We start from the raw sequence: 26,838 nt of genomic DNA, 5'->3' as shown, positions 1-26,838 counted from the left end.
GCAATTAAAACAAATGAAGCAATAAAATGGAAACTAAAAGCTTACTTGACTCGTACATAAAGAAGAGAAAAGGAGGGGAAATGCTTTGCTGCATTTATATATTCTGTTTTTCCTAATACTCTCTGGTACTGTCGTCAGGTATTTTATCATCGGACAGATTGAAGTGACAACGATTATGATAGCATCGCTCTCCTTAGTTGCTGCTGTTGTGCTGTATATCGTTGCGAACATTCTTTCCAAAAAGGAACAGGCTTATATACCGGCTAACACAGAGAACTGGTCTATTTATGTGCTGCAAAAATTTCTGCACACACCAAAACCTCTATTTAAAGGAAAAGAGCAAAAGGGTGTCTATCAGCGCCTATTTACAAAGCGCTGGCACAGAGTAGTAGACAGCTGTATAGAAGGAAAAGCGCCATGGTATTTATCCTTTAGACTTTCGATTGGTGACAATGTGTATAGCGTAGAATGGGAGCGGGAGAAATTACTGGCAAACAATGAAAGCTGGCTTATTTATAAAAATGGAGAATTGTTCGGAAAAGCAGCGACTGTTTTTAACTTGAAAAATGCTGTTCATCTGAAGGAATCCATGAGAGGAACGTTAGGTGAGGAAGGATTCACCATCACTTCAAGAACAATCAATGGAGAAGCTAAAATGATGTGTGACAATAAAGTTGTCGGCAGCATCAAAAGAAACAATCTAGTCAGTGGTGTTCATACAATAACGGTTAATGACGATCAGGATGTCTATATTTTAGCATTATTGCTATTTGACATGTATTTTAAATCATAAAAATTTTCTGATTCCAACGATTGATTTGTAGAGAAAAAACAAAAAATTTAGAATTATTATGATGGATTTCCTTCTCTGACATGTTATAATGTACAAATTAAAAGCTGTGAAATGAGGGTGTGGATATGGAACAAAATGTAATGAAAAAAACGGTGCAGTTGGAGGATATTCTGATTGCGTACCAGCGAATTAAAGACATAGTGGCCCATACTCCTTTACAAAAAAATCATAGATTGTCAGAAAAATATGATTGTAATATCTATCTGAAAAGAGAAGACTTACAACATGTGCGTTCCTTTAAATTAAGAGGGGCCTTTTATTCTATGGTCATGCAGGAAAAAGAAAAGATGAAAAATGGAGTAGTCTGTGCGAGTGCTGGCAACCATGCACAAGGAGTGGCATATGCCTGCAGATATTTAGGTGTGCACGGGAAAATCTTTATGCCTGCAACAACACCGAAACAAAAAGTAACGCAGGTGAAGATGTTCGGGAAAAGTAATGTAGAGGTCGTTCTTGTAGGTGATACGTTTGATGACTCCTATGAAGAAGCAGTCGCATGTGCAACACAGGAAGAAAGAGCGTTCATCCATCCGTTCAATGATGAGCATGTCATTGCAGGTCAAGGAACGGTAGGCATTGAAATCATGAATGACATCGAGGAGCCTGTCGATTATGTGTTTGCAAGCATCGGCGGTGGCGGGCTGATGGCAGGGTTAAGCACTTATATTAAAGGTGTTTCACCTGGGACAAAAATGATCGGTGTCGAACCTGCCGGAGCACCTTCGATGAAAGAATCGGTTCTGCAGCGCAAAGTTATTACACTAGATAAAATTAATAAGTTTGTTGACGGTGCTGCTGTTAAGCGTGTTGGGGAGAAAAGCTATGATGTATGTAAACAGCTGCTCGAGGATATCCTGCTCGTTCCGGAAGGAAAGGTATGTACTTCGATTCTTTCTCTTTATAATGAGCACGCAATCGTAGCAGAGCCAGCCGGAGCGCTTCCTGTCGCAGCGTTGGACTTATATAAGGACAAGATTAAAGGCAAGAATGTTGTTGTTGTTATAAGCGGCGGAAATAATGATATTGACAGAATGCAGGACATTAAGGAAAGATCATTATTATATGAAGGGCTGTTGTACCATTTCATCGTTAACTTCCCGCAAAGAGCAGGAGCACTTAGGGAATTTCTTGATGAGGTTCTCGGTCCTGATGATGATATAACAAGATTTGAATATATCAAAAAGAACAATAAAGAAAATGGTCCAGCATTAGTCGGCTTGGAGCTGAAGCACAGAGAAGACTATAAAGGACTTATTGAAAGAATGGATCTGAAAGGCTTTCCGTATACAGAGCTGAATAAGGATTCAAACCTGTTTAACTTGCTTGTATAAAGGCGTTAACAGTTTTTAGAGAAACCCCTGATTCCATTAGGGGTTTTTTTATATAGTTGTAGACGGTGTTTTATTGCCAGATTGCCAGTTTAGGATTCTGCTTGCCATTTATAGGACTAATGATGTATAATTTTAGTTTAAGAAAACGCTTTACAAAAGGCAAGATTTTTACTAAGGGAAGTGTGAAATGAAAAAGATTAAAATTGTTACAGACTCAACGGCAGATTTGGCATCAGAATTAATTGAAAAATATGACATTGAAGTAATCCCGTTATCAATATCAATAAACGGAGAAACCTTTTTAGATAGAGTAGATATAAACCCAGCAGAATTTATTCAAAAAATGAAGGAAGCAGAAAATCTTCCGAAAACATCCCAACCTCCAGTGGGAGTTTTTCTTGAAACGTATAATAAATTGGCAGACGAAGGATATACGGTTATTTCCATCCATATGACTGGAGGAATGAGCGGAACAGTTGACTCTGCAAGAAGCGCTGCAGCACTAACAGAGGCAGATGTTACCGTAATTGATTCTGAGTATATTTCTAAAGCCTTATCCTTCCAAGTTATTGAGGCTGCTATGATGGCACAAAACGGTGTCGATAAAGAGGACATATTAGCAAAAATTCAGCATGTCAAAAAGCATACTAAATTATTTGTTGTCGTCGATACCCTTGAAAACCTAATTAAAGGTGGAAGGATTGGTAAAGGAAAAGCCTTTATAGGTTCACTCTTAAACATTAAGCCGATTGCCTCCTTGGAAGACGGAGTATACACACCCGTTACAAAAGTGCGAAGCAGAGCACAGGCAGTAAAGTTCTTAGCAAATGCGTTCGCGGAGGAATGCTTTGGGAAAACGATTAAAAGAGTAGGCATAACTCATGCCGACAGCCTTGATTATGCGAAAATGCTTTCAGATGCAATCGAAAAAGTTTCAGGGTTTAATAAAATAGAAATTGATTTCACAACACCTGTTATTAGCACACACACAGGTCAAGGAGCTTTAGGTTTTAGCTATTATGCGGAATAGCTTTTTTTAGAGATTGATATTAATCAATCTCTTTTTTTTGTACACAGCTTTAGGTCATAGGAAATAACCTATTAACATATAGTGTAAAGGGGATCTTTTTTTAAGGGGGAGAGAATAATGGCATATTATGGTTCAAAAGGCTGGTATGTTGCCCGATTAAAAGAGTTAGGGTTGAACCGGCATCCACAAGAACAAAGAAAATTAGAGTTATATAAAGTCTATATATTAAGAAATTTATATGAGGAGCAACTCGCTAAAATGAAAGGGGACAATTAAACGTCTCCTTCTTTCATAAAAAAAGTTAGCGGAATAAGAGGAATTTCGTTTAATTCTGTCGAATTCTTTTAGTTATATTTCTAGAAAAAGGAATTAAAAGGATTTGGTGGGTAACATGATGAAAAAAGTGAAGCAATTTCCTCTTTTAAATAAAATTCAATTATTCTCTTTTTGTATGCCTTTTTTCCTGTTAATTGCTGCAATAATATCCATCTATGTCATCACTTCTCATGAGTGGAAGAAAGCTGTCTCTGAACACACGGACAGTCTGTTAAACTTTGCAGCACACCATTTAACGGATGGGGAGTTTTACGCCAGCGGCTCTATGAGTGATGATGATAAGGAACACCTCTTATCGAGCTATACATTCCAACAAGAAAAAGTGCTTCAAACATATATTTGTATATATGACGAAGCTTCCTCCTGCAAGGAATGGTCAGTCCTTCAACAAGATGGAGCCTATTTCACATCAAGCAGTGCAGCGTTAACGAGCAAAATTCCTCTAATAAAAATTCCGGATTACAGCGGCTTCCGCAAGGAGAATGGCAGCCATATTTATACTGCATTCATACCTATAACAGACGAGCGCATGAATGTTATCGGCGCGATAGGAATGGATATTTCAGCAGATAGTTTGTTTAGCAGCATTCACAAGCTGTCATTGTGGCTTGTGGTTCTATTCTTGTTTTTGGCTGCACTTCTGTTTATCTATACGAAAAGAGCAATCAGCAAGCTTCTATTGCCTTTAAAAGAGGTAATATGGGGACTAAAGGAGATTAGCAGCGGCAATTTGGAAGTGGAGCTAAACAGCCATCATGCATCCGATATAAGGGCAATCAGCGACAGTCTTAACGAAATGGTTAGAAAGCTTGCTATGCTTTTTACAAGACTTTCTAAAACCTCGAAAGAATTAGGGACATTGTCTCGGGATATTGAGCTGAATTCAGTAGAAGAAGCTTTAAACGAGATGGACAATATTATGAACTACACGAAAATCCACCGGGAGCTGCAGCGTGCGGAAAAAATGAATGCGATTGGCCAATTAGCAGCCTCTGTAGCCCATGAAATAAGAAATCCAATGACTGTTGTTAAAGGTTTCCTGCAGATATTTCTTGCTAAAGAACATATTAGTGAAGAGGAACGAATGTACATAAAGCTAATGATTGAAGAAATGAACAGAGCAGAGACAATTATTAATGATTACTTATCTTTAGCGAAGCCTGGAATTGAACAAAGTGAAAAAGTCGATGGAGAAGATTTAATCATGAAGGTAATTGACTTAATGCATTCTTATGCATTGATGTCGAAAAGCATTACTTTTGAACGTGACATCCAGCAGGTTTATATACGCGCAAACAGCAGTGAATTGAAGCAAGTGCTGATCAATATTCTTAAAAATGGAATAGAATCCATGCTTAACGGAGGTGTGTTAAGCGTGTGTTTATACAAAAAAGCTGGTTTTGGGGTTTTTGAAATTAAGGACACGGGTATTGGAATGACAGAAGAGGAATTAGGCAGACTAGGAACAGCTTTTTATTCCTTAAAAGAAAAGGGTACTGGCATGGGATTGATGGTCAGCTATCAAATGATCGAACAAATGAAAGGCAAGATTGAAGTCGAAAGTGAAAAAGGCAAGGGTACAACTTTTAAGGTTTATATCCCACTATATAGTTAAGTGCTTGTTTTCAAATGCCTATTCAATCATACATACTAAATGTTTTAGCTATTTTTTACCTATCATTCATTCTGTAAAACAATATAAGGCCTAATGAATAGGTCTTTTTTCAATAAAGGCAAAAAGTATTTGCATAGTTTTGGCCTAATGGTAGAAGGATAAAAATGTAAAAACCATTCTTTTATCCATATGTTATAATGATTAAAAATGCAATAAAGGTAGGTGTTAGCCAATGAGACCATTTACCTTACTGATTTCAATTATAACGCTTTTTTTGCTTACTTCTTGTACAACCAACACTTCCTTTCATAGGAATGATTCGAAAGAAACGGTTGTAGCCATGAAGCAGGAAGTCCCAGAAAGCTTTATATCGGAGGACTTGAATGTTGTCGCAGCCGGTGATTCCTTGACACAGGGTGTTGGTGACAGTACTGGCAAAGGCGGCTATGTCCCTTATCTGCAGCAACTATTTAAGCAGGAAGAGGGAGTAGGGAACGTCACTATCAGCAACTTTGGTGTTAAAGGCAATCGGACAGACCAGCTGCTCAAAAAAATTAAATCTGATGAAGTCAAGAATTCCATCAGAGATGCAGATATGGTTGTTTTAACAATAGGCGGCAATGATATTATGAAAGTTGTTCGCGATCATATCTCAAATTTGCAGCTCGATGATTTTACAGGGCAAATGAAGACATTTGAGACGAATCTTTATAATATACTGAAGGAAATTCGCAAAGATAATCAAGAAGCTTCGATAGTCCTCGTTGGTGTATATAATCCCTTTACAAAATGGTTTTCTGACGTGGATGAAATGAATGATATTGTGACAGAATGGAATATGTCGGGAGAAAATATTCTTACTCTATATAACAATACTTATTTTGTGCCAATTGAACACATTTTTGCTGATTCATCTGAAAACCTTCTTTATACAGACTATTTTCATCCGAACGATAAAGGCTATAAATTGATTGCTGACGAAATTTATCAGACAGTAAAAGAAGAGGCGATTGGGGAAATATTAGCAATGAAGCGCTTGAATAGAGAAAACAGAGGAGAATGAGTTTGTTTAAGAAAAAATGGAAAACAGCTTTTTTAATATTAGCAACCATCAATATAATTATCCTGTTAGTCCTTGTCACCCTTGTGTTTTTACCTGCTGACAAATCGGCAGACAGGGTGGATTCACAGAACGAAGATGTTATTCCGTTTCAAGTGACAACAAATAAAGAAGACTTAACTTTGCTTATCAACAATTATTTGGAAAAAGAAGGCTTAAATGGGCCTGTTCATTATGAAGTAAATCTTAATGACGAAGTAGAGCTTTTTGGCTATTTGCCGATCTTTAGCAGTGATATAGAAATGAAGCTTACATTTGAACCAATTCCATTGGACAATGGGGACCTTACATTAAGACAGAAATCGATCAGTATCGGACAGCTGTCTCTTCCCGTTTCCTATGTAATGAAATTTATTGAGAATCAGTATAAGCTTCCATCATGGGTTAATATTAATCCCGATGATGAGACTATTGATGTGCATCTTACTAATATGAAAATCGGCGACGGTATGGCGGCGGAAGTAGAGGAATTTGATTTGGAAAACAATCGAATTCGCTTCAACTTGCTCTTGCCAACGGAATAATCAATTGTAAAAAGGCAGAATGGATATTCTGCCTTTTTTATATAGATATAAGCAAGATATCTGTGGGAGCTTCCTCTGAGGAACCTTCAAGAATCAAAGCAGAATACGCTTTGTTTTCCTTTAATGTTAAAGGAGGAAGAGTTGCAATTTGTCTATTTGTGTCTGCATCTCGCGCTTCTAAATAGACAGTCATCGGGTATAGCCCTAAGTAAGAAGTAGATGCCTTCAAGTGTAAACCAGGAAAAACAACATCTCCTTTTTGGACAGCAATATTTAATGCTGGCAATTTTGGATGAAGATGAATGAAACGCAGTTTTGTTTCAGCTGCATGCACAAAAGGATCTTCCCGGTAGGAGTAAAGCTTTAAATATTGATTGGCAGATTCTAAAAAGGTAATAGTATGATAGATGTTACTTTCTACAAGGATTTTTTGGCTGCAGAGCGAATCAACCATCTTCCCTGTTTCATAAATGTCTATTTGATAGCGGCCTACTGGCAGGGTCATATCATTTGTAGTGCTTTTAAAGGGTACCTCTTTAAATATTTTTACTCCATTGATGAAAATATCGACAGCTGGCTTTTGAACAGATGCATGGATAAAGCGGATTTTGCCGTATTCTGCTTGCCTTTCCGTATCTGCTGTTATGTTTTGCGGGAGTGCCATTTTCAGGCTTTGAAGATGTTTTTGGTAATAGTAAATATGAAGTTCTGGATTTGTATACTTATAATAATCGCTTAACAGATTGTACATGCCCGCTTCATGAATGGGAAAGCTGTCTCCTTGTTTATTCATAGTATCACTCCTATTTGCTCAATTTGCTTCATCTTATGCAAAGCGAATGATACAGTGCCTATCTAAAAAATAATCTTCTAATCGGAAATTATATGTACAAAAAGAAAAAAATGGTATATACTATAACTAATTATAACGGAAAGGGTGATGTACGATGAAAAAGTTAATCTGTGTAAATAAGGCAATTGCATATATCGTACAGCCCTACGCTTACTTTATGAAGTAAGTGAATTACATTCTGCATTTGAATGCATGTGAAAACCATGGGCTGTACGTGCTTATGGTTTTTTATTATGCAAAAAAAATGGAGGATTAAAATGGATTTAAATAAAATCGGGTTCAATGAAGAGCTAAAAAGCGCATTAGCGCACTTAAATAAAGAGGGTATTATTGCAGGTCGGGTTGCATTAGAGCATAAGAGGATTTACCGGATTTTTACGGAATTCGGCGAGCTATTGTGTGAGGTGTCAGGAAAACTTTCCTTTGAAGCTGTCGGAAGAGAGGACTATCCTGCAGTAGGAGATTGGGTCGCTGTGCTGCCGCGGCTTAATGAAGGAAAAGGCACGATAATGGCAGTTCTTCCGAGAAAAAGTAAATTTTCAAGAAAAACAGCTGGCCAGACTACAGAAGAGCAAATCGTAGCAGCAAATGTGGATACGATATTCTTAGTTAATTCTCTGAATGAGGATTTAAACTTGCGCAGAATCGAAAGATATTTGACACTGACATGGGAAAGCGGCGCTAATCCAGTGATTCTCCTTACTAAATCAGAGCTTTCTAACAATGTAGAGGATTCAGTCGCTTTAGTTGAAGCAGTCGCATTCGGTGTGCCGGTAATCGCGGTAAGTGTCCATGAGAATCGGGGGCTTGATCTTTTGAACGACTACTTGCAGCCGCAAAAAACAATTGCCCTCTTAGGATCTTCCGGTGTAGGCAAATCTACATTAACGAACTATTTATTAGGTTATGAGAAGCAAGCGGTGCAAACAATTAGGGAAGACGATGACAAAGGCCGTCATACGACAACTTACCGGGAGATGCTCGTGCTGCCTAATGGCTGTGTTTTAATTGATACACCAGGGATGAGAGAATTGCAGCTGTGGAACAGCAGTGCCGGTATCTTAGAGAGTTTCACTGATATCGAGGAATTGGCTGAAAATTGCCGGTTTAGAGACTGCGGTCATATGGGGGAAGCTAATTGTGCTGTCAAACAGGCAATAGAGGACGGAGAGCTGGAGTCAGGCCGCCTGAACAGCTATTTCAAAATGAAGCGAGAACTTGCTTATCTTGACAGAAAGCAGAATAAAAAAGCTCAGTCAGATGAGAAGAAGAAATGGAAGAGTATCAAAAAAACGATAAAAGCAAAGCGAAAATAATAATGAGAATGGGGAGTGCAGGCATGCACTCCTTTTTATTATTCAGCAAGCCTCTTTTTTGCTTTCTCAGGCGATTTTGTTTAAGCTAATAAAAGAAGTGTTGTTACACTCCCTATAGGGAAAAGATAGTATACATACTAAATGGAATAGAGGTGTATCGTATGGAAAAACAATATGAAAAAGCAACATTTGCCGGCGGCTGTTTCTGGTGTATGGTGAAGCCGTTTGATCAGGAGCCTGGAATTATTTCTGTTGTTTCCGGTTATACGGGCGGCCATAAGGAAAATCCTACTTATAAGGAAGTCTGCTCTGAAACGACAGGTCATTATGAGGCAGTCCAGATTACATTCGATCCCGAATTGTTCCCTTACGAAAAACTGCTTGATATATATTGGCAACAGATTGACCCGACAGACCCAGGCGGCCAGTTTTTTGATCGAGGACAATCCTACCAAACAGCTATTTTTTATCATAATCAAGAACAGAAACGACTTGCTGAACTTTCAAAGAAAGCATTAGGAGAAAGCGGCAAATTTAACAAGCCGATTGCAACGAAGATAATTCCGGCATCTGTTTTTTATGACGCAGAGGATTATCACCAAGATTACTACAAAAAAAATTCGCTGCATTATAACGCCTATCATGTAGGCTCAGGAAGAGCTGCTTTTATTAAAAACAACTGGGGGGAAAAGCATGAATAAAAAAGAATTAAAAGACAAACTGACACCAATTCAATATGAAGTAACTCAAAACAATGGAACAGAGCCTCCTTTCCATAATGAATATTGGAACGAATTTGCTGATGGTATTTATGTCGACATCATTTCTGGCAAGCCTTTGTTCAGTTCAAATGACAAATATGATGCAGGCTGCGGCTGGCCGAGTTTTACTAAGCCTATTAGTGAGGAAGATCTTGTAGAAAAAACAGATACTAGTCACTTTATGGTTAGGACAGAGGTTAGGACGAAAGAATCTGATTCCCATCTTGGCCATGTATTCAATGATGGCCCTGATCCAACAGGCTTAAGATACTGCATGAACTCAGCCTCTCTTCGTTTCATCAGAAAGGAAGATCTGGAGCAAGAAGGCTACGGCAAATACAAAGTGTTGTTTGATTGAAGATTAATCAATACAAAGAAAAGGGCAATCCGTTTTAGAGGATTGCCTTTTTTATGTTAACTATTTGTCTTGAACAATCACAGACGAAATCTGCACTCTGTGATACCCTGAAGTGTTATGGGAGGAAGCTTTACCTGCTGAGCGAAAGATTACCTTATGTGTTTCATCTGGCAGTCCGCCGGCAATAAACTCAGACCTTGGTTTTTCAAATGGCCACCATGTCGAAATACTTGTTACAAATTCATCGTCGATATAGACATCAACTAAGCCGCCCAGCGGACCTCTTATTACATTTGCGCCAAGATAGGTGCCCTTAAAGGTAAAGCCAAGTTCGGCACCCTTATCATCAGTAGTATAATATCCTTGCTTTTTCACATAAGAGCTGTCTTTAAATGTATAATCGTTGTTTGTTACCATATTGATTGCTTTAGCCGCATAGTCATTCAAGGGCAGTTCTGTACTCTTTTCCTTGTTCTGTATCTGTTTGTTGAAATGCTTGTAAATATATTCAGCATAAAGCTGATAGCCATTATCATTTGGATGAACCAAATCCTTCGTTAATTCTTCTGCTCTTTTTCCTGATTTACGAAATGGAATTCTCATGTCAAGATTTGTTGCCTGGTATTCCCCAGACACTTTAGAGATGACGTCTGCAAAATTTTCATTATCTAAACTGCTTTCTGTAAGGGTAATGATTTCAGCTGCAGGATATTTTTCTTTTACTTGGAGAAGAAGCTGGCTGTATAAATAATAAAAAACGTCATTATTCATGTATTTACGGTCATTTTCTCCAAAGACGATAAAGATTAGATCAATATTTTGGATACTGGAATTCTTGAATTTATATAAGCCTTCAAAAGCTGTGGCTCCACTTTGAACAATCATGTTCCGTTTTAATGGAGAACCATAATTGTCATATAATTTATCTTCAAGCAAATAAAACCATTTAGTCTGATCCTTGCTCGCACCAGAACCTCTTCCGATACTGTCTCCGATTACAAGATAGGATACTGGTTCACTTGCCTTTATTTTGTCGTAGACGTTTTTAGTACTGGAGCTTGTTTTGCCGGGATGATAGAGGCAATACAGCAAAAATAAGGCTATCCCAAATACACTGGTAATTACTAGAATAAAAGTTTTGTTTTTCATAGAAGTTACTGTATTTCCCCGCTTTCTTAAATATCGCCATGCTATATTATATCCTGCCTTTTCTGAATTAAACATAATAGGAACCAAGAGGAGCGTTAAATAGGCATAGATTGGAAGTCTTATAAAAAGTGAATAATGCTTGCACCATTATTTCTTGTTATGTATAGTATACGGTATATTATTTCGGATAAGGAAGAGGAACGATGACTAAATCTTTTTATCATTTTTTAATGAAATTCCGCCATCCCCAGCCAAAAGATAACATAAGTCACTTTGCCAATCATGCTTATTTAGATCACAGCTTCCCAAAAAACAGCTTTGATTATGATGAAATAAGCAATTATTTAGAGCTAAATGGTCATTATTTGGATAGTATGAGAATCTTTGATGAAGCTTGGGAAACGTATCTGTTTCAAGAAGAAAAGGAAATCCGTTATTAGCATTTTGCATTTTTTGCGAAATGCTTTTTTATTTGCCCATTTTTTAATGAAACCCGTGTTTTGGTTAAAGTGTATTCTAAAATAGTTTGTCAGCTACATATATTGGATTAACAAAACGTCCATTCCCTGTATAATGGCTGATTTAGAAAAAAACGAAATGAAATAGAACATGAGTATTGGCGATTAGCAAGGATGATGCATATATTATCTCAGATAAGAAAAACAGCGAACAAAAAAAGGATGAAGATGAGATGTGGATTTATGAAAGGGTAGTTTCTTATTAAAATCCCCCACTTTAGTTGTTAAGTCTTTAAGCATGACTGTGGGGGCAAGGGTGCTGCTTTTTGCGGACCGAATATCGCACAATCTGTTTAGAGAGGACTTTTTACTATGGGAAACCGAAAAAAACCGAAGTTTAAAATTGGCGATACTGTTGTCATCACTATCTATGGAACCGTTGGCAAAATCACAGACGTGAAGTGGCTTGATGACATGCATGTCTACGAAGTGAATAAAAGTGAAGGATTATATTTGGAATCCAGTCTGCAGATGCTGTCAGAATTCGAAGGAGAGCTGATGGATACGGAAAAAATAGACATTGAATATCGCTATTTTATAGGTGACCTTGTCAAAGTAAAAGGCTATGGATCCAATCTTTTTAAAATCATGGGTTTCCGCACAGAAATTTGGCGTTACAAATCAGATGCATGGGAAGATATCATTTATGAACTGTCAAGAGTTAGTGATGGAGAATGGCTTGAGGCAGGGGAAGAAGAACTCACTTTAGTGGCAGATGCAGAAAATGCTGACAGCTTTATTCAAAAGCTGGGTCTCTTATATATAATGGATAAGAAAAAGAAACCGGTAAACTTGCAAAAAACTAACAGCTCTTACCGTAAGTCGGAAAAAGAGCTGCTTGAAAGCACGAAGGAAAAGCAAGAATTGATTGATGGTTTGCTTGATATATATAATGACTATCAATTATTGTATGAGATGTTCGAAGATTTAGAGTATGAGCATGCAATGAGACTGACCATTAGAAAGCTAAAACAGTTAAGCAGCAAGGATGATAAGCAAAAGCTCTAAGCTTGTCCTACACTAGATTAGAGAATAAGGTATAGGAAGTAAGGAATACAGCCGAACAATACTAATGAAAACAATGCTTTGAGTCCTTTGTCAAATATTCCTAAAATACTGCTGTTATCTTCATTCACATCTTCTTTAAAAGCTTCGACTAAATGCTGGAACTTATTCACAGTATTTTCCCCCATTATTCACGATATTTTAGGTTTTGCAGTGTCAATAGTAATAAATATGAACCTGGCCCTCTAAACATGTCTCTTTTTTCTTGAAAAATATTTTAATTTATCCGATAATTTGTACAAAAGCTTTGCATGTTTTACCTTATGTCACATATATTCTTACAAAAGGGGGCGATATGCTTGAAAGAGATTGACGTAATAATAGATACGGAGGAAATTGCTGAGTTTTTCTTTCGTGAGCTATTAAAAAGGGGATACGTTCCCACAGAAGATGAAATGGAAGAATTAGCTGACATAACTTTTGAATATCTTCTTGAGAAATGCATTATTGATGAGGAATTGGATGAATAGTGAATGTAAGTTTGGAAAAAACAGTTTAATATAAAAGCAGGTTATTTCGTTCATATGGCAGGAGAATGCTCTTGCCATTTTTTATTGTTTTTTTTTTAGTTTAATTGAAACTTTTATAACATCCCTTCCGTAAATGATTACAACAAAATCATTTTGCAAATAGCGGGAGGAAAAAATTATTATGTCTATATTTAAAAAAGCCTTGGCAAGTGTAGGCGTTGGCGCAGCAAAACTTGATACGGTGCTGAAAAAATCCGATTATTTACCAGGTGAACAGATAGAGGGAGAAATAAATATTACAGGAGGCAATGTTGCTCAAAATATTGACGCCATATATGTCAGACTGTATACACAATACGAAATAGAAAGAGACGATAAAAAGGAATCACAAACGGCCTTGATTGGAGAATTCCTTGCTGCAGGAGCCTTTACTATTGAGGCAAAAGAGAAAAAGGTTATCCCATTTTCGAGTGTGCTTCCATATGATATTCCCTTTACGATAGGCAGAACAAAAGTATGGATCTCAACAGGCCTTGATATTAAACAAGCTATTGACCCGAATGATGTGGACCATATTAATATCGTTCCATCTCCATTCACTAGAGGAGTGTTCCACGCTTTTGAGGAGCTGGGTTTTCATATGAAAGGCGGCGGCTGTAAAGAGGCAGGCCGGGCACATCGAATGCGACTTCCATTCGTGCAGGAGTTTGAATTCGTTCCGGTCTCCGGTTCTTTTAGGGGTAAGCTGGGTGAGGTTGAATTAGTCATTCTAACAGCTACAGAAAATGAGCTCGATGTTATGCTTCAGATTGACAGAAAACAAAGGGGGCTGTCTGGATTATTCGCAGAGGCTCTTGATATGGATGAAAGCTATGTCTCCTTGCGTATTCATAAGCAGGAGCTGGCAGACTTAAAGGGGAATCTCTATCATTTAATCAACAAATATGCAGGTTAAAAAAGCAGGTGTGACTGTTTTTGGTCACACCTGCTTTTTTTAGTTCTTTCTTTCTCTAGCAGACATTTCTTTGCCATGTGCTTCGTGTTCAGCAATAATGGCTTCTTTCGGTATATGATTATTTTTTTTAGGAGAGTTAATTCGATTGCGATGCTTTTTTCCCATAATAATATCTCCTTCAACATTTAAATTTTAAAAGTTACTTGTGTGTATTAGCATGTTTTCCTAACCCAAAGGAAAAGCTAAAATTAGTATTGCCGATTAAAGTTTTGTTATCCTGCTATTAATTGTATTTATCCCAAATCTAGAATATGATATAGTACAAATAGTGAATGTTTAGGATATGGAAATGATTCCTAATATATTTTTTTATTGAAATGTTCTTATCAATGGAGGTACTTAAAAATGAGTGTACATATTGGCGCAAAAGAAAACGAAATTGCAGAAACGGTACTCCTTCCTGGAGATCCTTTGAGAGCAAAGTATATCGCGGAGAATTTTTTGGAGAATGCGGTATGCTATAACGAAGTGAGAAATATGTTTGGATATACAGGTACATATAAAGGAAAAAGAATTTCTGTTCAAGGAACAGGCATGGGAGCTCCTTCAATCGCAATTTACGTGAATGAATTAATGACAAGCTATAACGTTCAAAATCTAATCAGAGTCGGAACTTGCGGTGCTATCCAGCAGGATGTTAAAGTTCGCGATGTCATTTTAGCAATGAGCGCTTCAACTGACTCGCAAATGAACCGCATTACTTTCGGTGGCGTAGACTATGCACCGACAGCAAACTTTGATCTGCTTAAAAAGGCATATGATGCAGGCATTGAAAAGGGCCTTTCTCTAAAAGTCGGGAATGTATTTACAGCAGATATGTTCTATAACGATAATTCTGAGCTGGAAAAATGGGCTAAGTACCAAATTCTAGCGATTGAAATGGAATCAGCAGCACTTTATACATTAGCAGCTAAATTTAACCGCAAAGCGTTGTCTGTATTAACTGTAAGTGACCATGTTTTAACAGGAGAGGAAACGACAGCTTCAGAAAGACAGACAACTTTCAATGAAATGATTGAGGTGTCACTCGAAGCTGCAATTAAAGAATAAGCGTACTTTTGTACAAGTGTAATATGGGGTGGAGAATGAAAAAACTAGCGCTGCTGCTGTTGCTTACTGCCCTTTTGACAGGGTGCAGTAAACTGGATGGCATTACAGAACACATTCCCTTTTTAAATAAGGATAAGGCTTCAGAAGAAACAACGGGGAATGGAGATAAAGACACAGAGCAATCAAATGAAGAAGGAACTGCAGACAGCACACAGGAAAATGACTCAGAAAGCGAAGGTTCTGAGGAGGAAATCCCTTGGACTCTTGAAGCAGCATTTTTCAATGACATTAAAGTGGTGGACGGCCGGAACATTATTCAAAATCCGACGAATACTGTCTCTCTTGTCAACAAGGATTTCGGTTTACCTGATGGTTATGCACCGGAAGATATGGTAAGGCCAGATGTGCTGTTTTCCTTTGGAGATCAAGACATCGAAAAAAGCTATTTGAGAAAAGAAGCAGCATCTGCCTTGGAAGAAATGTTCAATGCTGCAAAAAAAGACGGTGTCATCCTGTATGCAGTGTCAGGTTACCGATCCTACGACCGTCAGTCCGTTCTGTTTAAGGCAGAAGTTGATAAGGTCGGAGAGAAAAAAGCAGAAGAAGCAGTCGCATATCCAGGAAACAGTGAGCATCAGACAGGGCTTGCAATGGATATCTCTGCTGAAAGTGCCGATTTCCTGCTCACCGAAGAGTTTGAAGACACGAAAGAAGGAAAATGGCTCCATGATAAAGCCCATCTTTACGGGTTTATTCTTCGCTATCCGAAAGGAAAAGAGGATATCACCAAATATAAATTTGAGCCATGGCATTACCGGTATGTCGGCAAAAAATCAGCAAAAGATATCTTTGAAAACAATTGGACATTAGAGGAATATTTTGAACAAGTTAGAAAAATCTAAAGAAAAGATATTTGTTCAAAATTTATTCATAATTATGTCATAAATTAACCCAATTTTTTTGATACTGTTGATTATAAAAGGCATGTATCGCGGTGCCAAAAGGGCAAATGAAAGTGGTGAATTATTTGGAGAATGAAAAGAACATAAATGAGGAAAACGAAGCGGGAGATAAAGATCACAGTTTTATCCGCATAAAGAAATTTCACTTTGTCATGCTTATTTTCTTTACGGTTATATTAGCTGCAGGGATTACAACCGTTGCACTCGCGTTTGGCGAAGAGCCAGCTGTTACTGTTGGTACAGACAGAAGCGAATTTTCTAAGCTTTACTCTGCGTACGATACGATAAAGGATAAATTTTATCAAGATGTCGACACAGAAGACTTGGTGAATGGAGCCATTGACGGCATGTTCACAGCATTAGATGATCCTTATTCTGATTATATGAACCAGGAGGAGGCATCTAGCTTTAATGAAAGTATTTCTTCTTCATTTGAAGGAATTGGAGCCGAAATACAAGAAAAGGATGACAGCATTATTGTTGTGTCTCCAATAAAAGGGTCTCCTGCAGAAAAAGCCGGAGTGAAACCGAATGACAATATTTTGACTGTAGATGGCAAAAGCCTGCAAGGCATGAGCTCATCTGAAGCTGTCACACTTATAAGAGGCAAAAAAGGGACAACTGTAAGCCTTGAAATAGAGAGAGCTGGCAGTGAAGATACGTTAAAAATTGATATTGTCAGGGACACCATACCAATTGAGACGGTTTATGGAGAACTTCGTGATGACGGCATAGCTGAAATTCAAATCACAAGCTTCTCGTCAGACACAGCCCAAGAACTTGTTGATAAACTGAATGAGTTCAAAGAGAAAGGCATGAAGGGGATTGTTCTTGATTTAAGACAAAATCCAGGCGGATTGCTGACACAAGTTCAAGAAATAGCCAACCTGTTTATTCCTGAAGGAGAGCTTATTTTCCAAGTGGAGCATAAAAATGGTAAAATTGAACAAGTTGCTTCAGAAAACACGAATGCAAACAAGCTGCCATTAGTAGTATTGATTGATGAGGGAAGCGCCAGCGCTTCTGAAATCCTTGCTGCTGCTGTAAATCAGTCTGCAGACGTTCCGTTAGTCGGAGTGAAGTCTTTCGGTAAGGGTACTGTTCAAAGTGCTATTGAATTATCAGATGGAAGCAATATTAAATTCACCACTGATAAATGGTTGACACCAGATGGCAGCTGGATTCATGAAAAAGGAATTGAACCGACCTATAAAGTAGAACTTCCAAGCTATGCAAAATTGACGATTATTAATCCAGATACGAAGTTAAAACTGGATTCGAATTCCAATGAAGTGAAAACTGCACAGGAAATGCTGAATGCACTTGGCTATAAAGTTGAAAATGCGAACGGCTATTTCGATGAAAGTACAGAGGAAGCAACGAAGGAATTCCAAGAAAAAGAAAAATTAAAGGTAGATGGCGTCATTACTGGAGATACAACGCTTAAGCTCATGGAAAAGTTAAGTGAAAAAATCCAAAAGAATGATACGCAAATGAAAAAAGCAATCGAAATACTAAATAAAGAACTGAAAAAGTAATATGGAAAGGAGCGGCATTTTCTACTTGCCCTCCTTTTTCCATTGTTATGCTTTTATAGTTAAGGAGGATAACGATGAAAAAAACGGAAGTATTTATATTATCAGGGTTTTTAGGGAGCGGGAAAACAACTTTGTTGAAGCGACTGCTCACTCATGAAAAGGAAGAAGGCAGAAAAGTTGCAGTCTTAATGAATGAATTTGGTGATATATCGATTGATTCAAATGAAGTCGAAGCAGATGTACCGCTGAAGGAGCTGTTAGGAGGATGTGTGTGCTGCACGATTCAAGATAAGCTTGAAGGCCAGCTGCAATCACTGCTGATAGAGGAAAAGCCAGATGTAATTTACCTAGAGACTACTGGTGCGGCACATCCTGTTGAAACGATGGACAGTATCCTTTCGCCCATTTTTGCTGATAAACTATTGCTTAAAGGAATTATAACGGTTATGGATGGGAAGCTCTGGCTAGAGCGTTCCAAAATGAGTCCAGCAGTTGGGCAGCTTCTAATTGAGCAAATACGTCATGCCAACATGATATTAATAAATAAACAGGACCAGTTAACAGAGGCGGAAAAATCAAAAGTCACGTTTGAGCTTCAAAGCATCAATCCGAAAGCATTCGCTATATTAACAAGTTATTCAAAGCTTCCAGTACAAAAATTGAAAGATATGACGATGCAATTCGCGAAAGAAACAGTCAAAACAACAATTCAAACGTTACAGCTTAGTTCGTTTGTCTATCATTTTAAACATACAATTGCTTCAGATAAATTTGAAGCATTTCTTAAGGAGCTTCCTGACACTATATATCGCATTAAAGGCTATGTGCAATTCCATCAAAATCACTACCCTGATTTATTTCAGTATTCCTACGGAATGCCCTTAATGATGAGAGAAGATATGAAGATGCCATTAAATCTAGTCTTTATCGGTGAAAATATTGATTGGCAGCATATCAAAGAACAGTTAGACAATCTGTAATCTGACAAGTTGCCGCAATAACTTAGAATGAACTATCAATAAAACGGGCAAACTTTCTTTAGCTAAAGTGTAGAGGAGGGTAATTTTGTTCAAAAAGCGAAAGTTCATTCTTTTTGTTGCTGTTGCCGCAAGTCTTTTTATGGTGTCAAACGTCCATGCTGAAACAAAGGAGAATGCTCCAATCACATACGGCATTCAGCTGCTCGAATGGAAGGAAGCAGATAAGGTCATTCCACGTTACAGCAAGTTTTCCATTTATGATATGGAAACAGGCAAGTTATTTCATGCACAGCGGAGAGCAGGGTCACAGCATGCTGATGTCCAGCCACTTACAACAGCTGATACAAAGATTATGAAAGAAATCTACGGCGGAAAATGGAGCTGGAAAAGAAGATCGATTCTTGTTTTGAAGGATGATCAAGTGCTAGCTGCATCGATGCATGGGATGCCACATGGAGCAGGAGCATTACAGAATAAGTTTCCAGGCCATTTTTGTATTCATTTTTTAGGAAGCACTACCCATAAGACCGACAATATGGATTTATCACATAAGCTCATGGTATATAAAGCAGCTGGTATTTTAAAAATGGAGCTAGACAAGCAAGATCCAAATGATACTGTGCGCTCCTTTGTTGCAGGAATGAAAGAGCAGGATAATACAATCTTAAACCACTTAAGTACAGAAAAACTGGATTGGCGAGCTGCTTTGGAAGAACTGGAAAATGTAAAGCTGTTTAAAGTGGAGGAGACAAAGGACTATCAATTTGAAACTGTTTTACACATAAACTTGGAGTGGCAGCTTTATATTCAAAATGAGAAAAGAAAAAGTGAAATGAAAAGGCTGACGTTAGTCAGAACTTCACCTATTGAGCCGTGGAAAGTTTTAATTGATGACGAGTTTTTTCCATTATAGAAACAAAAGCCGTATGCAGATGCATACGGCTTATCTTGTTTGTTTATTAGCGCATCTCTCCAAATTTAGCAAAAGTTCTTTCTTCATCTACCAGTCCGCAAGCTGCACATTGGATACGATTGTCAGGACCGTTATAGCCAATATGAAAGGGGGAAAGATTATCTGCTGTATACTCTTCTACAATATTTCCAGTTTGAGGGTCTAACTTTACAGATTGGGGCACTTGGCGGATAATATTGAATCTGCTTCTATTTGTCCGGCAATTTGGGCAAGCATAAGGTGTACTCATAACTATACTTCCTTCCATCTTTATATCTTCTTCCTTTTTACTATTCCACCTTTTTTTGGATATATACAGCCCTTTTTTCAGTAGTAACAATTATTGATTTCCTGTTATGTAAGTCAAGTTATTGTCATATTTGTTATGAACAGACTGTGCTTCAAAACTTGTCAATACTTAATTTCATACTTAATATGTATTTTCTGGATAATTAAGTAAAATAATTTGAACTTCTAATGAATTAGAAAAGTTTTCACCATGCTTTGGGCGATAAGTGGTTTAAGCGAAATAAAAGCTGCTGCAGCTAATTAGCTTTTACTTGTTGGATATTTTATCCACAAATATGACAAAAATCGTATGATATGATTTTTCTGTAAGCAAGCCTTTAATACGATATTAAGAAATTCATATTTTAGGAGGATTTTTTAGATGAAGAAAAAGTTAATCTTTTCAACAGCAGCAGCTGCAGCTCTATTCATGTCAAATCCGGTTATGCATCAGGCAGATGCATCTTCTAATCAAGAGAGAGAAGCGGTGAAAGTAACGTATCAATCATATAATCTTAATGAAGAGCAAATCAATGCCTTAATGAAGCAGTTTTCAGGTAATATTGATATAAATAAGTTGCTTAAAAACTATTATGGCAGCACAAGCAACACTGTAAATAAGGAGACATCAACAACAAAAGCACCTACAAACACAACAGCAACTGACAATAAAACAACTACAACAGCAAACACTGCTAATGCACAGGATACAACGGCAAACCAACAGAAGACGGAAGCCACACAAACTTCTTCAAGTGTGAGTGCATTTGAAAAAGAGGTTGTTGAATTGACAAATGCAGAGAGAGCTAAACAAGGTCTTCCTGCTTTAACTCTAGATACAGAGTTAAGCAAAGTTGCAAGAGCTAAGTCTGAGGATATGAGCAAGAACAATTATTTTGATCATACAAGCCCGACATATGGCAGCCCATTTGATATGATGAAGCAATTTGGTGTTTCCTATAAAGCAGCTGGCGAAAACATTGCTAAAGGTCAAACAACACCAGAGCAAGTGGTGAAAGCATGGATGAACAGTGAAGGCCATCGCGCTAATATTTTAAGCAGCAATTTCACTCATATTGGAGTAGGCTATGTAGCTGACGGGAATTACTGGACACAGCAATTTATAGGTAAATAATAGTTGTTGAAAAAACCAAAGGAATAGTTCCTTTGGTTTTTTTCTTTATGTGAAAATTTCCGCGTTTTTGAATTTTATTTTATTTTCTGTAGCTGTGTACTTTAGTGGTTTTTTTGATGAGAAATTTATATAATGGTTTTTCATATAGTTCATTTTAGAAAAAATGAAATAGTCTCAAGTAAACGGGGAATAATAAAGAAATACTATAATAGGAGAATTGAGCGTGGAAATTAGACTAGCAACGATAAATGACTTAGATGCAATTATGAATATAGCAGCAAAAACAATAAAAATAATGAATGAAGAAGGAAATGACCAATGGTCTGATAAATATCCTGCTGAAAAGGATTTTAAAACAGATATTGAAAACAGTTCTGCATTTGTTGCAATCATGGACGAAGAAGTAGTCGGCTCTATTGCGATTGACCGTATCGGCGGTAAAAACTATGATTTAATTGAATGGACATTAACGGAAAAAAACTTTTATGTTATTCACAGGCTAATGGTTGATCCTGAAATACGCGGCGGGGGAATAGCAAGCAAGCTCCTTGCTTTCGCTGAAATTATTGCTATTGAAAATGACACATTCTATTTAAAAACAGACACATATGCCATCAATGAAAAAGCACAAAATCTGTTTCTGAAAAATGGCTTTAACAAAGTAGGAGAATTACATTTTCCTGGAAAAGAACGACCTTTCTACTGCTTCGATAAAAGCTTTAAATAATGGGTAACAAACAAGAAAAATCAACTCAAAGCAACCGAGTTGATTTTTTATTTCGATGCAGGCGGTATTTGGATGATTAGTATTCCGTTTTTAAATTGGAAAGAAAGCTCTTCCTTCCTAATGGCATATGGCAATGTAATCACTTTATGGAAACTCCGGTTTTGCCTTTCTTTTAAATAATAGGCATACTCTTCACAAAGTGTCTTAAAATGCCCAGCAATATGAAGCGTATGATCTTCACACTTAACGGCAACATTTTCCGGGGTCATGCCCGGAAGCTCTACTTCAATATAACAAACTCCATTCTTTGTATAAAAATCACAAGGGGGAAACTGATTATTGCTTTTAATGGCATTCCTGCCATTAAAAAAATGCTGCTGGCTTGGCGAGTCTTGAAATAAGTTATTCCAGAGCATATCATTAGTTGGATTTTCATGAAACTGATAAATTTTTTCCAGGTTTTCAAACGACATAATTTTCGGCACACCCTTTCTCGGAAGATTAATGTAGATCCGACACTTCGATCTCAGAATATTGCACCTGTGTGTTTTTTTGAATCATGATTTCTAATACACCATCTTTATAATTGGCTGTTGATCCCTTTCTTCTGACAAGGGAAGGAAGATTAATTGTATGTTTGCTTTCTTCATCTGGTATATGTTGAATAATCAATTGACTGGAGGTGTAGTATACCTTTACTCTTTCCAGCCAAATTTCTTCCTTAATAGGAATTCGTACATAGACGTGATGGTGTGTTTCAAATACTAGATAATCAAATTTGTTCGGCTCAGCTCCTGTTTGTCGATTCGTCATTTGTGACATGTTTTGGAACATTTCATCAGTGTTCATTTTCTGCAGAGATTCTGGCATCAGCTTATCCATCATATCATGTACATACTTTTGAATCTCGGCAGGTCTCATTTGCTGCATTTTGTTTTTCGTGTCTTTATTAAAAGGGAATAAATTCCATGGGAACATTGGAAATTCATCCTTTCTTTCAGAAGTGCTCGATTTTTTTATATCATATTCATTTGCACCCAATTCGTGTTATTATCGCTTGTATTAATTTTCCACTCTGTTGACGGGTAAAAGGAACAGTTGTTTTTATCCTATTGATGATAAGATAATAATATTATTTTACGAAAATTAGGTGCATGGATTTGGATACTTATAAAAACGGATGAACAGTTTGTTATATAACTACATGATTGGATCTTTTTTAGCCGTTTTTGGGGTTGGCGGTGCCTTTATCTTCACCAGTTTAAATATTAGGACAAAGATATGCGAATACTCTGTTTTATTATGGTTATTTCAGAAGTTTTTAACTACGGTAGTCAGCATCAGTGTTCTTTCCATTAGTAATTATCTTGCTGTCCACAAGAGTCAAGCTGATTGACAGTGGTGATATTCAAGATTTTCCGTTTTGGAATTGGGCCATTGTAAGCCTTTTTATAACGATTGTTTATTCCGTTTTAACGGCAAGATTCCTCTCTAAGGATATAATCACACCTATCTATCAGCTGAAAAATTTACTGGAGAGTGTTGGCACAAGCAAGTATTCCGAGCCAAACAGCATGGTATATACAGACGAGTTTGCTGAATTGTTCAAAGGCTTTCATGAATGAATGAAACAATCATTCAGCGTGAAAAGATTAATAAACAGCTCTTAGACAGTTTTATGATGGTGCTCAGTACCACCCTTAATGCCGAGACCAATACACCGCAGGCCATTCAAATAGGGTTGCCGGCTATTCGCAGTTAATTGGGCAAAACTTAAAGCTGCCTACAAGTGAGTTGGAGTTATTGTATAAATCAGCGATATTGCATGATATTGGCAAAATAGGTATTCCTGATAATGTATTGTTATAAGAAGGGAAGCTGACAGAGGAAGATTCATGCACATTAAAACACATCCAGTCATTGGTGAAAACATCCTTAAACAAGTACAGCCGCAAAAAGAAATGGCCACCATTCTTGAAGATGTGCGAAGTCATCATGAAAGATTTGATGGAAAAGGCTATCCTGACGGACTAAAAGGCGAAGAAATATCCTTCTTTGGCAGTGGCTGATGCGTTTGATGCAATGACTTCAGAAGGACATACAGAAAGGGGATGCCAGTTTCTAAGGCCCTGTCCATCTTGCATGAAGGCAGAGGCACACAATGGTGGATGCATTTATTGAAATGATGGCTAAAAATGAGCCAATAAATAGTGTGAAAGAAAAAAGGAGGAATCGTCTTGATTCCTCCTTTATTTATGTGCCAAGGCCTGTTTTTTCTGAACGGAATACAGTCTGCTGCTTAAAAAAACAGCACCTGTTGCCAAACCGGCAATTAAGCCGATCCAATAGCCGAAAGGACCGAGACTTGAATAATTGGCAAGCAGATAACCGCAAGGAAGTCCAATCACCCAATAGCTGACAAGTGTCATAATCAAGGTAATATTAACATCCTTATAACCTCGTAATGCTCCTTGAACAGGTGCCTGGATGGCATCTGAAAGCTGGAAGAATATCGCATATATAAGGAAGCTTGCTGTCAGCTTTAACACCTCAGCATCATTTGTATAAATGCCTGCTATCGGACCTCTGAAAGCCATCAGGATGATGCCGCTCACAAAAGCAATGCTGATGGCAGTGAAAACACCCATCCAGCTGTATTGTTTTGCATCCTTCAGCCTACCTGCACCAACTTCGAAACCCACCAATATTGTCAGCGCCGTTGAAATGCTCAGCGGAACCATATACAGAAGGGAAGCGAAATTAATAGCTGATTGATGAGCAGCAATGGTATTCGTGTCATAATTGCTCATTAACAATGTCACCGCACTGAAAATGCTTGTTTCAAAAAAGATCGAGAATCCGATTGGCACACCAATCTTCAAGATTTCCTTCCATTTTTCCCAAGAGACAGCATGGAATTTACTAAGCAATTTAAATCCAGCAAATGGCTGATTATGATAAACAATATGGAGTGCAGTTAACAGCATGTACCAATATGTAATACTTGTAGCGTAGCCTGTGCCGACACCGCCCATCTCTGGGAATATCCAAATACCGTTAATGAATACGTAATTCAGCCCAATATTGACCGGCAGTGCAGAAAGCGTAATAAACATTGTTACTTGTGTTTGGCCAAGGGCATCGATGAAGGACCGCAGCACAAAATAAAAGAAAATCGGAATAATGCCTGTGCTCAATGCAGCTAAGTAATGGAAGGCAATGTCTTGAACCTCTTGTTCAAGACCCATACTCTGCAAGATAGGTTTTAGGAAAACAGCTCCTAGAATGATTAATAGAACTGCCATTGATAATGACAGATAGATTGCTTGAACGACGGAGAAACTGACCTTTGATTCCTCTTTTCTGCCGACTGCTTGAGCGACAATCGGAGGGACAGCAAGCAATATACCGCTTAAGCCAGTATAAATAGGGGTCCATAAAGAACTTCCGACAGCAACTCCAGCAAGATCAATCGGACTGTAATGGCCAGCCATCGTTGTATCAAAAAAAGTAAGACCGAACATGCCCACCTGTGTGACTAGAACAGGCAGTAAAATTACTAACATTTGCTTGAGTTTTTGCTTTGTTGTAAAGGTTTGATTCATCATATTTCCTCACTTTTGTTCAATAACGTTTCGATTATATCACAGATAAAAGGAAAATATGGCAAAACAGCATGACTTTTCTGTTGTTAATTTAGCCATGAGAGAATAATCTGTCTGCGGTGTTTAATTCAGCTGGCATCTCTACATGGACAGTGCTTTTTGGAACAGCAAATGCTACATCTTTTTTCTCGATAATTTCGATAATTTGAAAGTTAATATCTTCTTTTGTTTGTAAATACCCATTATAATCGGTAGCTTTTGTGAAAAAGTAAATTAATATATCAGCACTGCTGTCATTTAAGGACTCAAGAGAAACAAGAATGGTTTCAGGGTGAACACCAGGATGACGCTCGAGCACTGCTTTCATATTGGCAATGGTAGCTTGTAATCTTTCTTTTTTCGTGTGAATATCAACCTTTAAGTAAAACGAAACTTGCCGTTTTCCCATTTTAGACCAATTAATAATTGGTTCATTGGCAAGCGTTGAATTTGGAACCGTTACAAGTGCTTGTGCGAAAGTCCGTACTTTGGTGCTTCTAAACGTAATATCTTCAATTGTACCTTCTACACTCGGCGTTTTAATCCAGTCCCCAATCGTAAATGGCTTTTCTGTCACCAGGACTACTCCGCCAAAAAGGTTGCTGACCGTTTCCTTTGCTGCAAGAGCAATCGCAAGTCCCCCAAGCCCAAGTCCTGCGATAAATCCATTTATATTAAAACCCCATTCCTGAGCAATAATGCTAAAACCGAGCATAAGAACAAGTGTTTTTAACATTTTTGTTATAAAAGGCACGATAATCTTATCTACATTAATATCCAGCTTTGTCATAAGCTTAGGAAACAATAGGGTGGTCACACTGCTCAAGTTAAACAATCCCCATGTTAACAGCCCGATAAAACAGGAGCGGACGAGACTAGATTCAAAACTTACAGTCTGAATAGGGAGGAACAGGAAGGCTAACTGTATGCCAATGACAACGAACACCCAGCGTACAGGCTTTTCAAAAGCAACAAGAACAGTGCTTGCAGCATGAATTTTTTTCTTTTTTGTGTAGCTGAGAATTAACTTAAAAAAATAGTTAGTAAACCATTTGCGCAGCAGGAGGCTTGCTCCAAATACGATTGCTGCAAGCAATATACTTGCCCAAATATGAGTATTCAAAAATTCAATCATAAAAAAATACACTCCTATATAGAAAGTTGTCCTATGTGTACTATATTAGGAAGGGAAGGTAAGTATGACTCACGAAGTAGGCTTGTATGCAAAATAAGTGTAAGTAATAACTA

Annotated in this window: 35 protein-coding genes; 26 read left to right on the top strand and 9 right to left on the bottom strand. The window is 37.6% G+C overall.

The genetic code is table 11. The features are described from left to right. Positions 1 to 85: 85 nt before the first annotated feature. From MKX82_RS12135 to MKX82_RS12105, 7 genes are all read left to right on the top strand, one after another. Positions 86 to 793 (top strand): tubby C-terminal domain-like protein, encoded by a 708-nt coding sequence (locus MKX82_RS12135; protein WP_341077437.1) that lies wholly within the window; start codon positions 86 to 88, stop codon positions 791 to 793. A 125-nt stretch (positions 794 to 918) separates the two neighbouring features. Next, the gene (gene ilvA / locus MKX82_RS12130) at positions 919 to 2,184 is read left to right on the top strand and encodes a threonine ammonia-lyase IlvA (RefSeq protein ID WP_233313467.1); all 1,266 of its coding nucleotides are present in this window, start codon (positions 919 to 921) and stop codon (positions 2,182 to 2,184) included. Positions 2,185 to 2,371: 187 nt separating this feature from the next. Beyond that, positions 2,372 to 3,214, top strand: coding sequence for a DegV family protein (locus tag MKX82_RS12125; protein ID WP_233313468.1), 843 nt, complete (start codon positions 2,372 to 2,374; stop codon positions 3,212 to 3,214). A 117-nt stretch (positions 3,215 to 3,331) separates the two neighbouring features. Further along, complete coding sequence (locus MKX82_RS12120) at positions 3,332 to 3,490, top strand: YflJ family protein (protein WP_233313469.1); 159 nt, start codon at positions 3,332 to 3,334, stop codon at positions 3,488 to 3,490. Between the two features lie 115 nt (positions 3,491 to 3,605). Further along, on the top strand, positions 3,606 to 5,165 hold the full coding sequence (locus MKX82_RS12115) for an ATP-binding protein (protein WP_233313470.1): 1,560 nt from the start codon (positions 3,606 to 3,608) through the stop codon (positions 5,163 to 5,165). A 340-nt stretch (positions 5,166 to 5,505) separates the two neighbouring features. Continuing rightward, positions 5,506 to 6,228 carry an SGNH/GDSL hydrolase family protein gene (locus MKX82_RS12110; RefSeq protein WP_341077431.1) on the top strand — a complete coding sequence of 241 codons (723 nt, stop codon included), beginning with the start codon at positions 5,506 to 5,508 and terminating at the stop codon, positions 6,226 to 6,228. A gap of 2 nt (positions 6,229 to 6,230) precedes the next feature. Then, on the top strand, positions 6,231 to 6,809 hold the full coding sequence (locus MKX82_RS12105) for a YpmS family protein (protein WP_233313472.1): 579 nt from the start codon (positions 6,231 to 6,233) through the stop codon (positions 6,807 to 6,809). Positions 6,810 to 6,846: 37 nt separating this feature from the next. On the opposite strand, the gene MKX82_RS12100 is transcribed toward MKX82_RS12105, so the two are convergent. Continuing rightward, positions 6,847 to 7,602, bottom strand: coding sequence for a DUF4397 domain-containing protein (locus MKX82_RS12100; protein WP_233313473.1), 756 nt, complete (start codon positions 7,600 to 7,602; stop codon positions 6,847 to 6,849). 317 nt (positions 7,603 to 7,919) lie between these two features. Between MKX82_RS12100 and rsgA the strand changes: the two genes are divergently transcribed. The 3 genes from rsgA to msrB all read left to right on the top strand — a co-directional run bounded on the left by rsgA (position 7,920) and on the right by msrB (position 10,097). Continuing rightward, complete coding sequence (gene rsgA, locus MKX82_RS12095) at positions 7,920 to 8,978, top strand: ribosome small subunit-dependent GTPase A (protein ID WP_237941618.1); 1,059 nt, start codon at positions 7,920 to 7,922, stop codon at positions 8,976 to 8,978. A 161-nt stretch (positions 8,979 to 9,139) separates the two neighbouring features. Beyond that, positions 9,140 to 9,679, top strand: a complete 540-nt coding sequence (msrA, locus tag MKX82_RS12090) for a peptide-methionine (S)-S-oxide reductase MsrA (protein ID WP_341077428.1) — start codon at positions 9,140 to 9,142, stop codon at positions 9,677 to 9,679. Continuing rightward, a complete protein-coding gene (gene msrB, locus MKX82_RS12085; protein WP_233313476.1) occupies positions 9,672 to 10,097 on the top strand; it encodes a peptide-methionine (R)-S-oxide reductase MsrB in 426 nt (141 codons plus the stop codon). Before msrA ends, msrB begins: the two co-directional genes overlap by 8 nt. A gap of 60 nt (positions 10,098 to 10,157) precedes the next feature. On the opposite strand, the gene MKX82_RS12080 is transcribed toward msrB, so the two are convergent. After that, positions 10,158 to 11,246, bottom strand: coding sequence for an SGNH/GDSL hydrolase family protein (locus MKX82_RS12080; protein ID WP_237941617.1), 1,089 nt, complete (start codon positions 11,244 to 11,246; stop codon positions 10,158 to 10,160). A 203-nt stretch (positions 11,247 to 11,449) separates the two neighbouring features. On the opposite strand from MKX82_RS12080, the gene MKX82_RS12075 reads away from it, so the two are divergent. After that, entirely contained in the window at positions 11,450 to 11,686 is a 237-nt protein-coding gene (locus tag MKX82_RS12075) for a YozE family protein (protein ID WP_237941616.1), read from the top strand. A gap of 390 nt (positions 11,687 to 12,076) precedes the next feature. Continuing rightward, complete coding sequence (locus tag MKX82_RS12070; RefSeq protein ID WP_233313479.1) at positions 12,077 to 12,772, top strand: hypothetical protein; 696 nt, start codon at positions 12,077 to 12,079, stop codon at positions 12,770 to 12,772. Between the two features lie 17 nt (positions 12,773 to 12,789). Here MKX82_RS12070 and MKX82_RS12065 read toward each other — a convergent pair whose 3' ends face one another. Then, complete coding sequence (locus MKX82_RS12065; RefSeq protein ID WP_233313480.1) at positions 12,790 to 12,942, bottom strand: hypothetical protein; 153 nt, start codon at positions 12,940 to 12,942, stop codon at positions 12,790 to 12,792. Positions 12,943 to 13,128: 186 nt separating this feature from the next. On the opposite strand from MKX82_RS12065, the gene MKX82_RS12060 reads away from it, so the two are divergent. Together MKX82_RS12060 and MKX82_RS12055 are read left to right on the top strand one after the other, a co-directional pair. Next, positions 13,129 to 13,299: a YozD family protein gene (locus MKX82_RS12060; protein WP_233313481.1), complete on the top strand. Its 171-nt coding sequence runs from the start codon at positions 13,129 to 13,131 to the stop codon at positions 13,297 to 13,299. Between the two features lie 181 nt (positions 13,300 to 13,480). Continuing rightward, entirely contained in the window at positions 13,481 to 14,254 is a 774-nt protein-coding gene (locus tag MKX82_RS12055) for a sporulation protein (protein ID WP_341077423.1), read from the top strand. A gap of 39 nt (positions 14,255 to 14,293) precedes the next feature. Here the strand turns inward: MKX82_RS12055 and MKX82_RS12050 are convergent, their stop codons facing one another. Continuing rightward, complete coding sequence (locus MKX82_RS12050) at positions 14,294 to 14,419, bottom strand: hypothetical protein (RefSeq protein WP_282581397.1); 126 nt, start codon at positions 14,417 to 14,419, stop codon at positions 14,294 to 14,296. Between the two features lie 240 nt (positions 14,420 to 14,659). Between MKX82_RS12050 and deoD the strand changes: the two genes are divergently transcribed. The 5 genes from deoD (at position 14,660) to MKX82_RS12025 (ending at position 19,757) form a co-directional block, all read left to right on the top strand. Continuing rightward, positions 14,660 to 15,364 carry a purine-nucleoside phosphorylase gene (gene deoD / locus MKX82_RS12045; protein ID WP_233313483.1) on the top strand — a complete coding sequence of 235 codons (705 nt, stop codon included), beginning with the start codon at positions 14,660 to 14,662 and terminating at the stop codon, positions 15,362 to 15,364. 35 nt (positions 15,365 to 15,399) lie between these two features. After that, on the top strand, positions 15,400 to 16,266 hold the full coding sequence (locus tag MKX82_RS12040) for a M15 family metallopeptidase (RefSeq protein ID WP_233313484.1): 867 nt from the start codon (positions 15,400 to 15,402) through the stop codon (positions 16,264 to 16,266). Between the two features lie 107 nt (positions 16,267 to 16,373). Continuing rightward, positions 16,374 to 17,864, top strand: a complete 1,491-nt coding sequence (locus MKX82_RS12035) for a lmo1851 family serine protease (RefSeq protein WP_341077418.1) — start codon at positions 16,374 to 16,376, stop codon at positions 17,862 to 17,864. Positions 17,865 to 17,938: 74 nt separating this feature from the next. Further along, the gene (locus MKX82_RS12030) at positions 17,939 to 18,844 is read left to right on the top strand and encodes a CobW family GTP-binding protein (RefSeq protein WP_341077415.1); all 906 of its coding nucleotides are present in this window, start codon (positions 17,939 to 17,941) and stop codon (positions 18,842 to 18,844) included. A gap of 85 nt (positions 18,845 to 18,929) precedes the next feature. Further along, positions 18,930 to 19,757: a hypothetical protein gene (locus MKX82_RS12025; RefSeq protein WP_233313486.1), complete on the top strand. Its 828-nt coding sequence runs from the start codon at positions 18,930 to 18,932 to the stop codon at positions 19,755 to 19,757. Between the two features lie 46 nt (positions 19,758 to 19,803). Here MKX82_RS12025 and MKX82_RS12020 read toward each other — a convergent pair whose 3' ends face one another. Continuing rightward, the gene (locus MKX82_RS12020) at positions 19,804 to 20,046 is read right to left on the bottom strand and encodes a DNA alkylation repair protein (RefSeq protein ID WP_233313487.1); all 243 of its coding nucleotides are present in this window, start codon (positions 20,044 to 20,046) and stop codon (positions 19,804 to 19,806) included. Between the two features lie 420 nt (positions 20,047 to 20,466). Between MKX82_RS12020 and MKX82_RS12015 the strand changes: the two genes are divergently transcribed. Together MKX82_RS12015 and MKX82_RS12010 are read left to right on the top strand one after the other, a co-directional pair. Further along, on the top strand, positions 20,467 to 21,219 hold the full coding sequence (locus MKX82_RS12015; protein ID WP_341077409.1) for a CAP domain-containing protein: 753 nt from the start codon (positions 20,467 to 20,469) through the stop codon (positions 21,217 to 21,219). Positions 21,220 to 21,442: 223 nt separating this feature from the next. Next, entirely contained in the window at positions 21,443 to 21,946 is a 504-nt protein-coding gene (locus tag MKX82_RS12010; RefSeq protein WP_341077407.1) for a GNAT family N-acetyltransferase, read from the top strand. 47 nt (positions 21,947 to 21,993) lie between these two features. Here the strand turns inward: MKX82_RS12010 and MKX82_RS12005 are convergent, their stop codons facing one another. Next, positions 21,994 to 22,419 carry an Hsp20/alpha crystallin family protein gene (locus MKX82_RS12005; RefSeq protein ID WP_233313490.1) on the bottom strand — a complete coding sequence of 142 codons (426 nt, stop codon included), beginning with the start codon at positions 22,417 to 22,419 and terminating at the stop codon, positions 21,994 to 21,996. A gap of 28 nt (positions 22,420 to 22,447) precedes the next feature. Then, positions 22,448 to 22,987 carry an Hsp20/alpha crystallin family protein gene (locus MKX82_RS12000; RefSeq protein ID WP_237941613.1) on the bottom strand — a complete coding sequence of 180 codons (540 nt, stop codon included), beginning with the start codon at positions 22,985 to 22,987 and terminating at the stop codon, positions 22,448 to 22,450. A gap of 139 nt (positions 22,988 to 23,126) precedes the next feature. Here MKX82_RS12000 and MKX82_RS11995 point away from each other — a divergent pair, with 139 nt between their 5' ends. The 5 genes from MKX82_RS11995 to MKX82_RS11980 are packed head-to-tail and all read left to right on the top strand — an operon-like array spanning position 23,127 to position 24,015. Beyond that, on the top strand, positions 23,127 to 23,342 hold the full coding sequence (locus MKX82_RS11995; protein ID WP_341077401.1) for a hypothetical protein: 216 nt from the start codon (positions 23,127 to 23,129) through the stop codon (positions 23,340 to 23,342). Further along, a complete protein-coding gene (locus MKX82_RS11990) occupies positions 23,314 to 23,571 on the top strand; it encodes a hypothetical protein (protein ID WP_341077399.1) in 258 nt (85 codons plus the stop codon). Before MKX82_RS11995 ends, MKX82_RS11990 begins: the two co-directional genes overlap by 29 nt. After that, entirely contained in the window at positions 23,568 to 23,708 is a 141-nt protein-coding gene (locus tag MKX82_RS11985) for a hypothetical protein (protein WP_341077397.1), read from the top strand. Before MKX82_RS11990 ends, MKX82_RS11985 begins: the two co-directional genes overlap by 4 nt. Beyond that, complete coding sequence (locus MKX82_RS30420) at positions 23,708 to 23,815, top strand: HD domain-containing protein (protein ID WP_445738844.1); 108 nt, start codon at positions 23,708 to 23,710, stop codon at positions 23,813 to 23,815. The genes MKX82_RS11985 and MKX82_RS30420 overlap by 1 nt, the downstream gene beginning before the upstream one ends. 26 nt (positions 23,816 to 23,841) lie before the next feature. Next, positions 23,842 to 24,015 carry an HD-GYP domain-containing protein gene (locus MKX82_RS11980; RefSeq protein WP_341077395.1) on the top strand — a complete coding sequence of 58 codons (174 nt, stop codon included), beginning with the start codon at positions 23,842 to 23,844 and terminating at the stop codon, positions 24,013 to 24,015. A gap of 180 nt (positions 24,016 to 24,195) precedes the next feature. Here MKX82_RS11980 and MKX82_RS11975 read toward each other — a convergent pair whose 3' ends face one another. Further along, positions 24,196 to 25,551 carry an MATE family efflux transporter gene (locus MKX82_RS11975; protein ID WP_233314729.1) on the bottom strand — a complete coding sequence of 452 codons (1,356 nt, stop codon included), beginning with the start codon at positions 25,549 to 25,551 and terminating at the stop codon, positions 24,196 to 24,198. A gap of 91 nt (positions 25,552 to 25,642) precedes the next feature. Continuing rightward, on the bottom strand, positions 25,643 to 26,725 hold the full coding sequence (locus tag MKX82_RS11970) for a mechanosensitive ion channel family protein (protein ID WP_233313494.1): 1,083 nt from the start codon (positions 26,723 to 26,725) through the stop codon (positions 25,643 to 25,645). Between the last annotated feature and the right edge of the window lie 113 nt (positions 26,726 to 26,838).

Origin of the sequence: Niallia sp. FSL R7-0271 (assembly GCF_038005785.1) — a bacterium.
Classification (GTDB): domain Bacteria; phylum Bacillota; class Bacilli; order Bacillales; family Cytobacillaceae; genus Niallia.
The sequence above is the reverse complement of the archived record's forward strand: the minus strand, read 5'-3'. Positions and strand labels throughout refer to the sequence as shown.

Excerpts from the sequence above, each read along its gene's own strand:
- ilvA (WP_233313467.1), top strand. The coding sequence starts at position 919 with ATGGAACAAAATGTAATGAAAAAAACGGTGCAGTTGGAGGATATTCTG.
- MKX82_RS12125 (WP_233313468.1), top strand. The coding sequence starts at position 2,372 with ATGAAAAAGATTAAAATTGTTACAGACTCAACGGCAGATTTGGCATCA.
- MKX82_RS12120 (WP_233313469.1), top strand. The coding sequence starts at position 3,332 with ATGGCATATTATGGTTCAAAAGGCTGGTATGTTGCCCGATTAAAAGAG.
- MKX82_RS12115 (WP_233313470.1), top strand. The coding sequence starts at position 3,606 with ATGATGAAAAAAGTGAAGCAATTTCCTCTTTTAAATAAAATTCAATTA.
- MKX82_RS12110 (WP_341077431.1), top strand. The coding sequence starts at position 5,506 with ATGAAGCAGGAAGTCCCAGAAAGCTTTATATCGGAGGACTTGAATGTT.
- MKX82_RS12100 (WP_233313473.1), bottom strand. The coding sequence starts at position 7,602 with ATGAATAAACAAGGAGACAGCTTTCCCATTCATGAAGCGGGCATGTAC.
- rsgA (WP_237941618.1), top strand. The coding sequence starts at position 7,920 with ATGGATTTAAATAAAATCGGGTTCAATGAAGAGCTAAAAAGCGCATTA.
- msrA (WP_341077428.1), top strand. The coding sequence starts at position 9,140 with ATGGAAAAACAATATGAAAAAGCAACATTTGCCGGCGGCTGTTTCTGG.
- msrB (WP_233313476.1), top strand. The coding sequence starts at position 9,672 with ATGAATAAAAAAGAATTAAAAGACAAACTGACACCAATTCAATATGAA.
- MKX82_RS12080 (WP_237941617.1), bottom strand. The coding sequence starts at position 11,246 with ATGAAAAACAAAACTTTTATTCTAGTAATTACCAGTGTATTTGGGATA.
- MKX82_RS12075 (WP_237941616.1), top strand. The coding sequence starts at position 11,450 with ATGACTAAATCTTTTTATCATTTTTTAATGAAATTCCGCCATCCCCAG.
- MKX82_RS12070 (WP_233313479.1), top strand. The coding sequence starts at position 12,077 with ATGGGAAACCGAAAAAAACCGAAGTTTAAAATTGGCGATACTGTTGTC.
- MKX82_RS12055 (WP_341077423.1), top strand. The coding sequence starts at position 13,481 with ATGTCTATATTTAAAAAAGCCTTGGCAAGTGTAGGCGTTGGCGCAGCA.
- MKX82_RS12050 (WP_282581397.1), bottom strand. The coding sequence starts at position 14,419 with ATGGGAAAAAAGCATCGCAATCGAATTAACTCTCCTAAAAAAAATAAT.
- deoD (WP_233313483.1), top strand. The coding sequence starts at position 14,660 with ATGAGTGTACATATTGGCGCAAAAGAAAACGAAATTGCAGAAACGGTA.
- MKX82_RS12040 (WP_233313484.1), top strand. The coding sequence starts at position 15,400 with ATGAAAAAACTAGCGCTGCTGCTGTTGCTTACTGCCCTTTTGACAGGG.
- MKX82_RS12035 (WP_341077418.1), top strand. The coding sequence starts at position 16,374 with ATGAAAGTGGTGAATTATTTGGAGAATGAAAAGAACATAAATGAGGAA.
- MKX82_RS12030 (WP_341077415.1), top strand. The coding sequence starts at position 17,939 with ATGAAAAAAACGGAAGTATTTATATTATCAGGGTTTTTAGGGAGCGGG.
- MKX82_RS12020 (WP_233313487.1), bottom strand. The coding sequence starts at position 20,046 with ATGAGTACACCTTATGCTTGCCCAAATTGCCGGACAAATAGAAGCAGA.
- MKX82_RS12015 (WP_341077409.1), top strand. The coding sequence starts at position 20,467 with ATGAAGAAAAAGTTAATCTTTTCAACAGCAGCAGCTGCAGCTCTATTC.
- MKX82_RS12005 (WP_233313490.1), bottom strand. The coding sequence starts at position 22,419 with ATGTCGTTTGAAAACCTGGAAAAAATTTATCAGTTTCATGAAAATCCA.
- MKX82_RS11995 (WP_341077401.1), top strand. The coding sequence starts at position 23,127 with ATGAACAGTTTGTTATATAACTACATGATTGGATCTTTTTTAGCCGTT.
- MKX82_RS11985 (WP_341077397.1), top strand. The coding sequence starts at position 23,568 with ATGAATGAAACAATCATTCAGCGTGAAAAGATTAATAAACAGCTCTTA.
- MKX82_RS11980 (WP_341077395.1), top strand. The coding sequence starts at position 23,842 with ATGCACATTAAAACACATCCAGTCATTGGTGAAAACATCCTTAAACAA.
- MKX82_RS11975 (WP_233314729.1), bottom strand. The coding sequence starts at position 25,551 with ATGAATCAAACCTTTACAACAAAGCAAAAACTCAAGCAAATGTTAGTA.
- MKX82_RS11970 (WP_233313494.1), bottom strand. The coding sequence starts at position 26,725 with ATGATTGAATTTTTGAATACTCATATTTGGGCAAGTATATTGCTTGCA.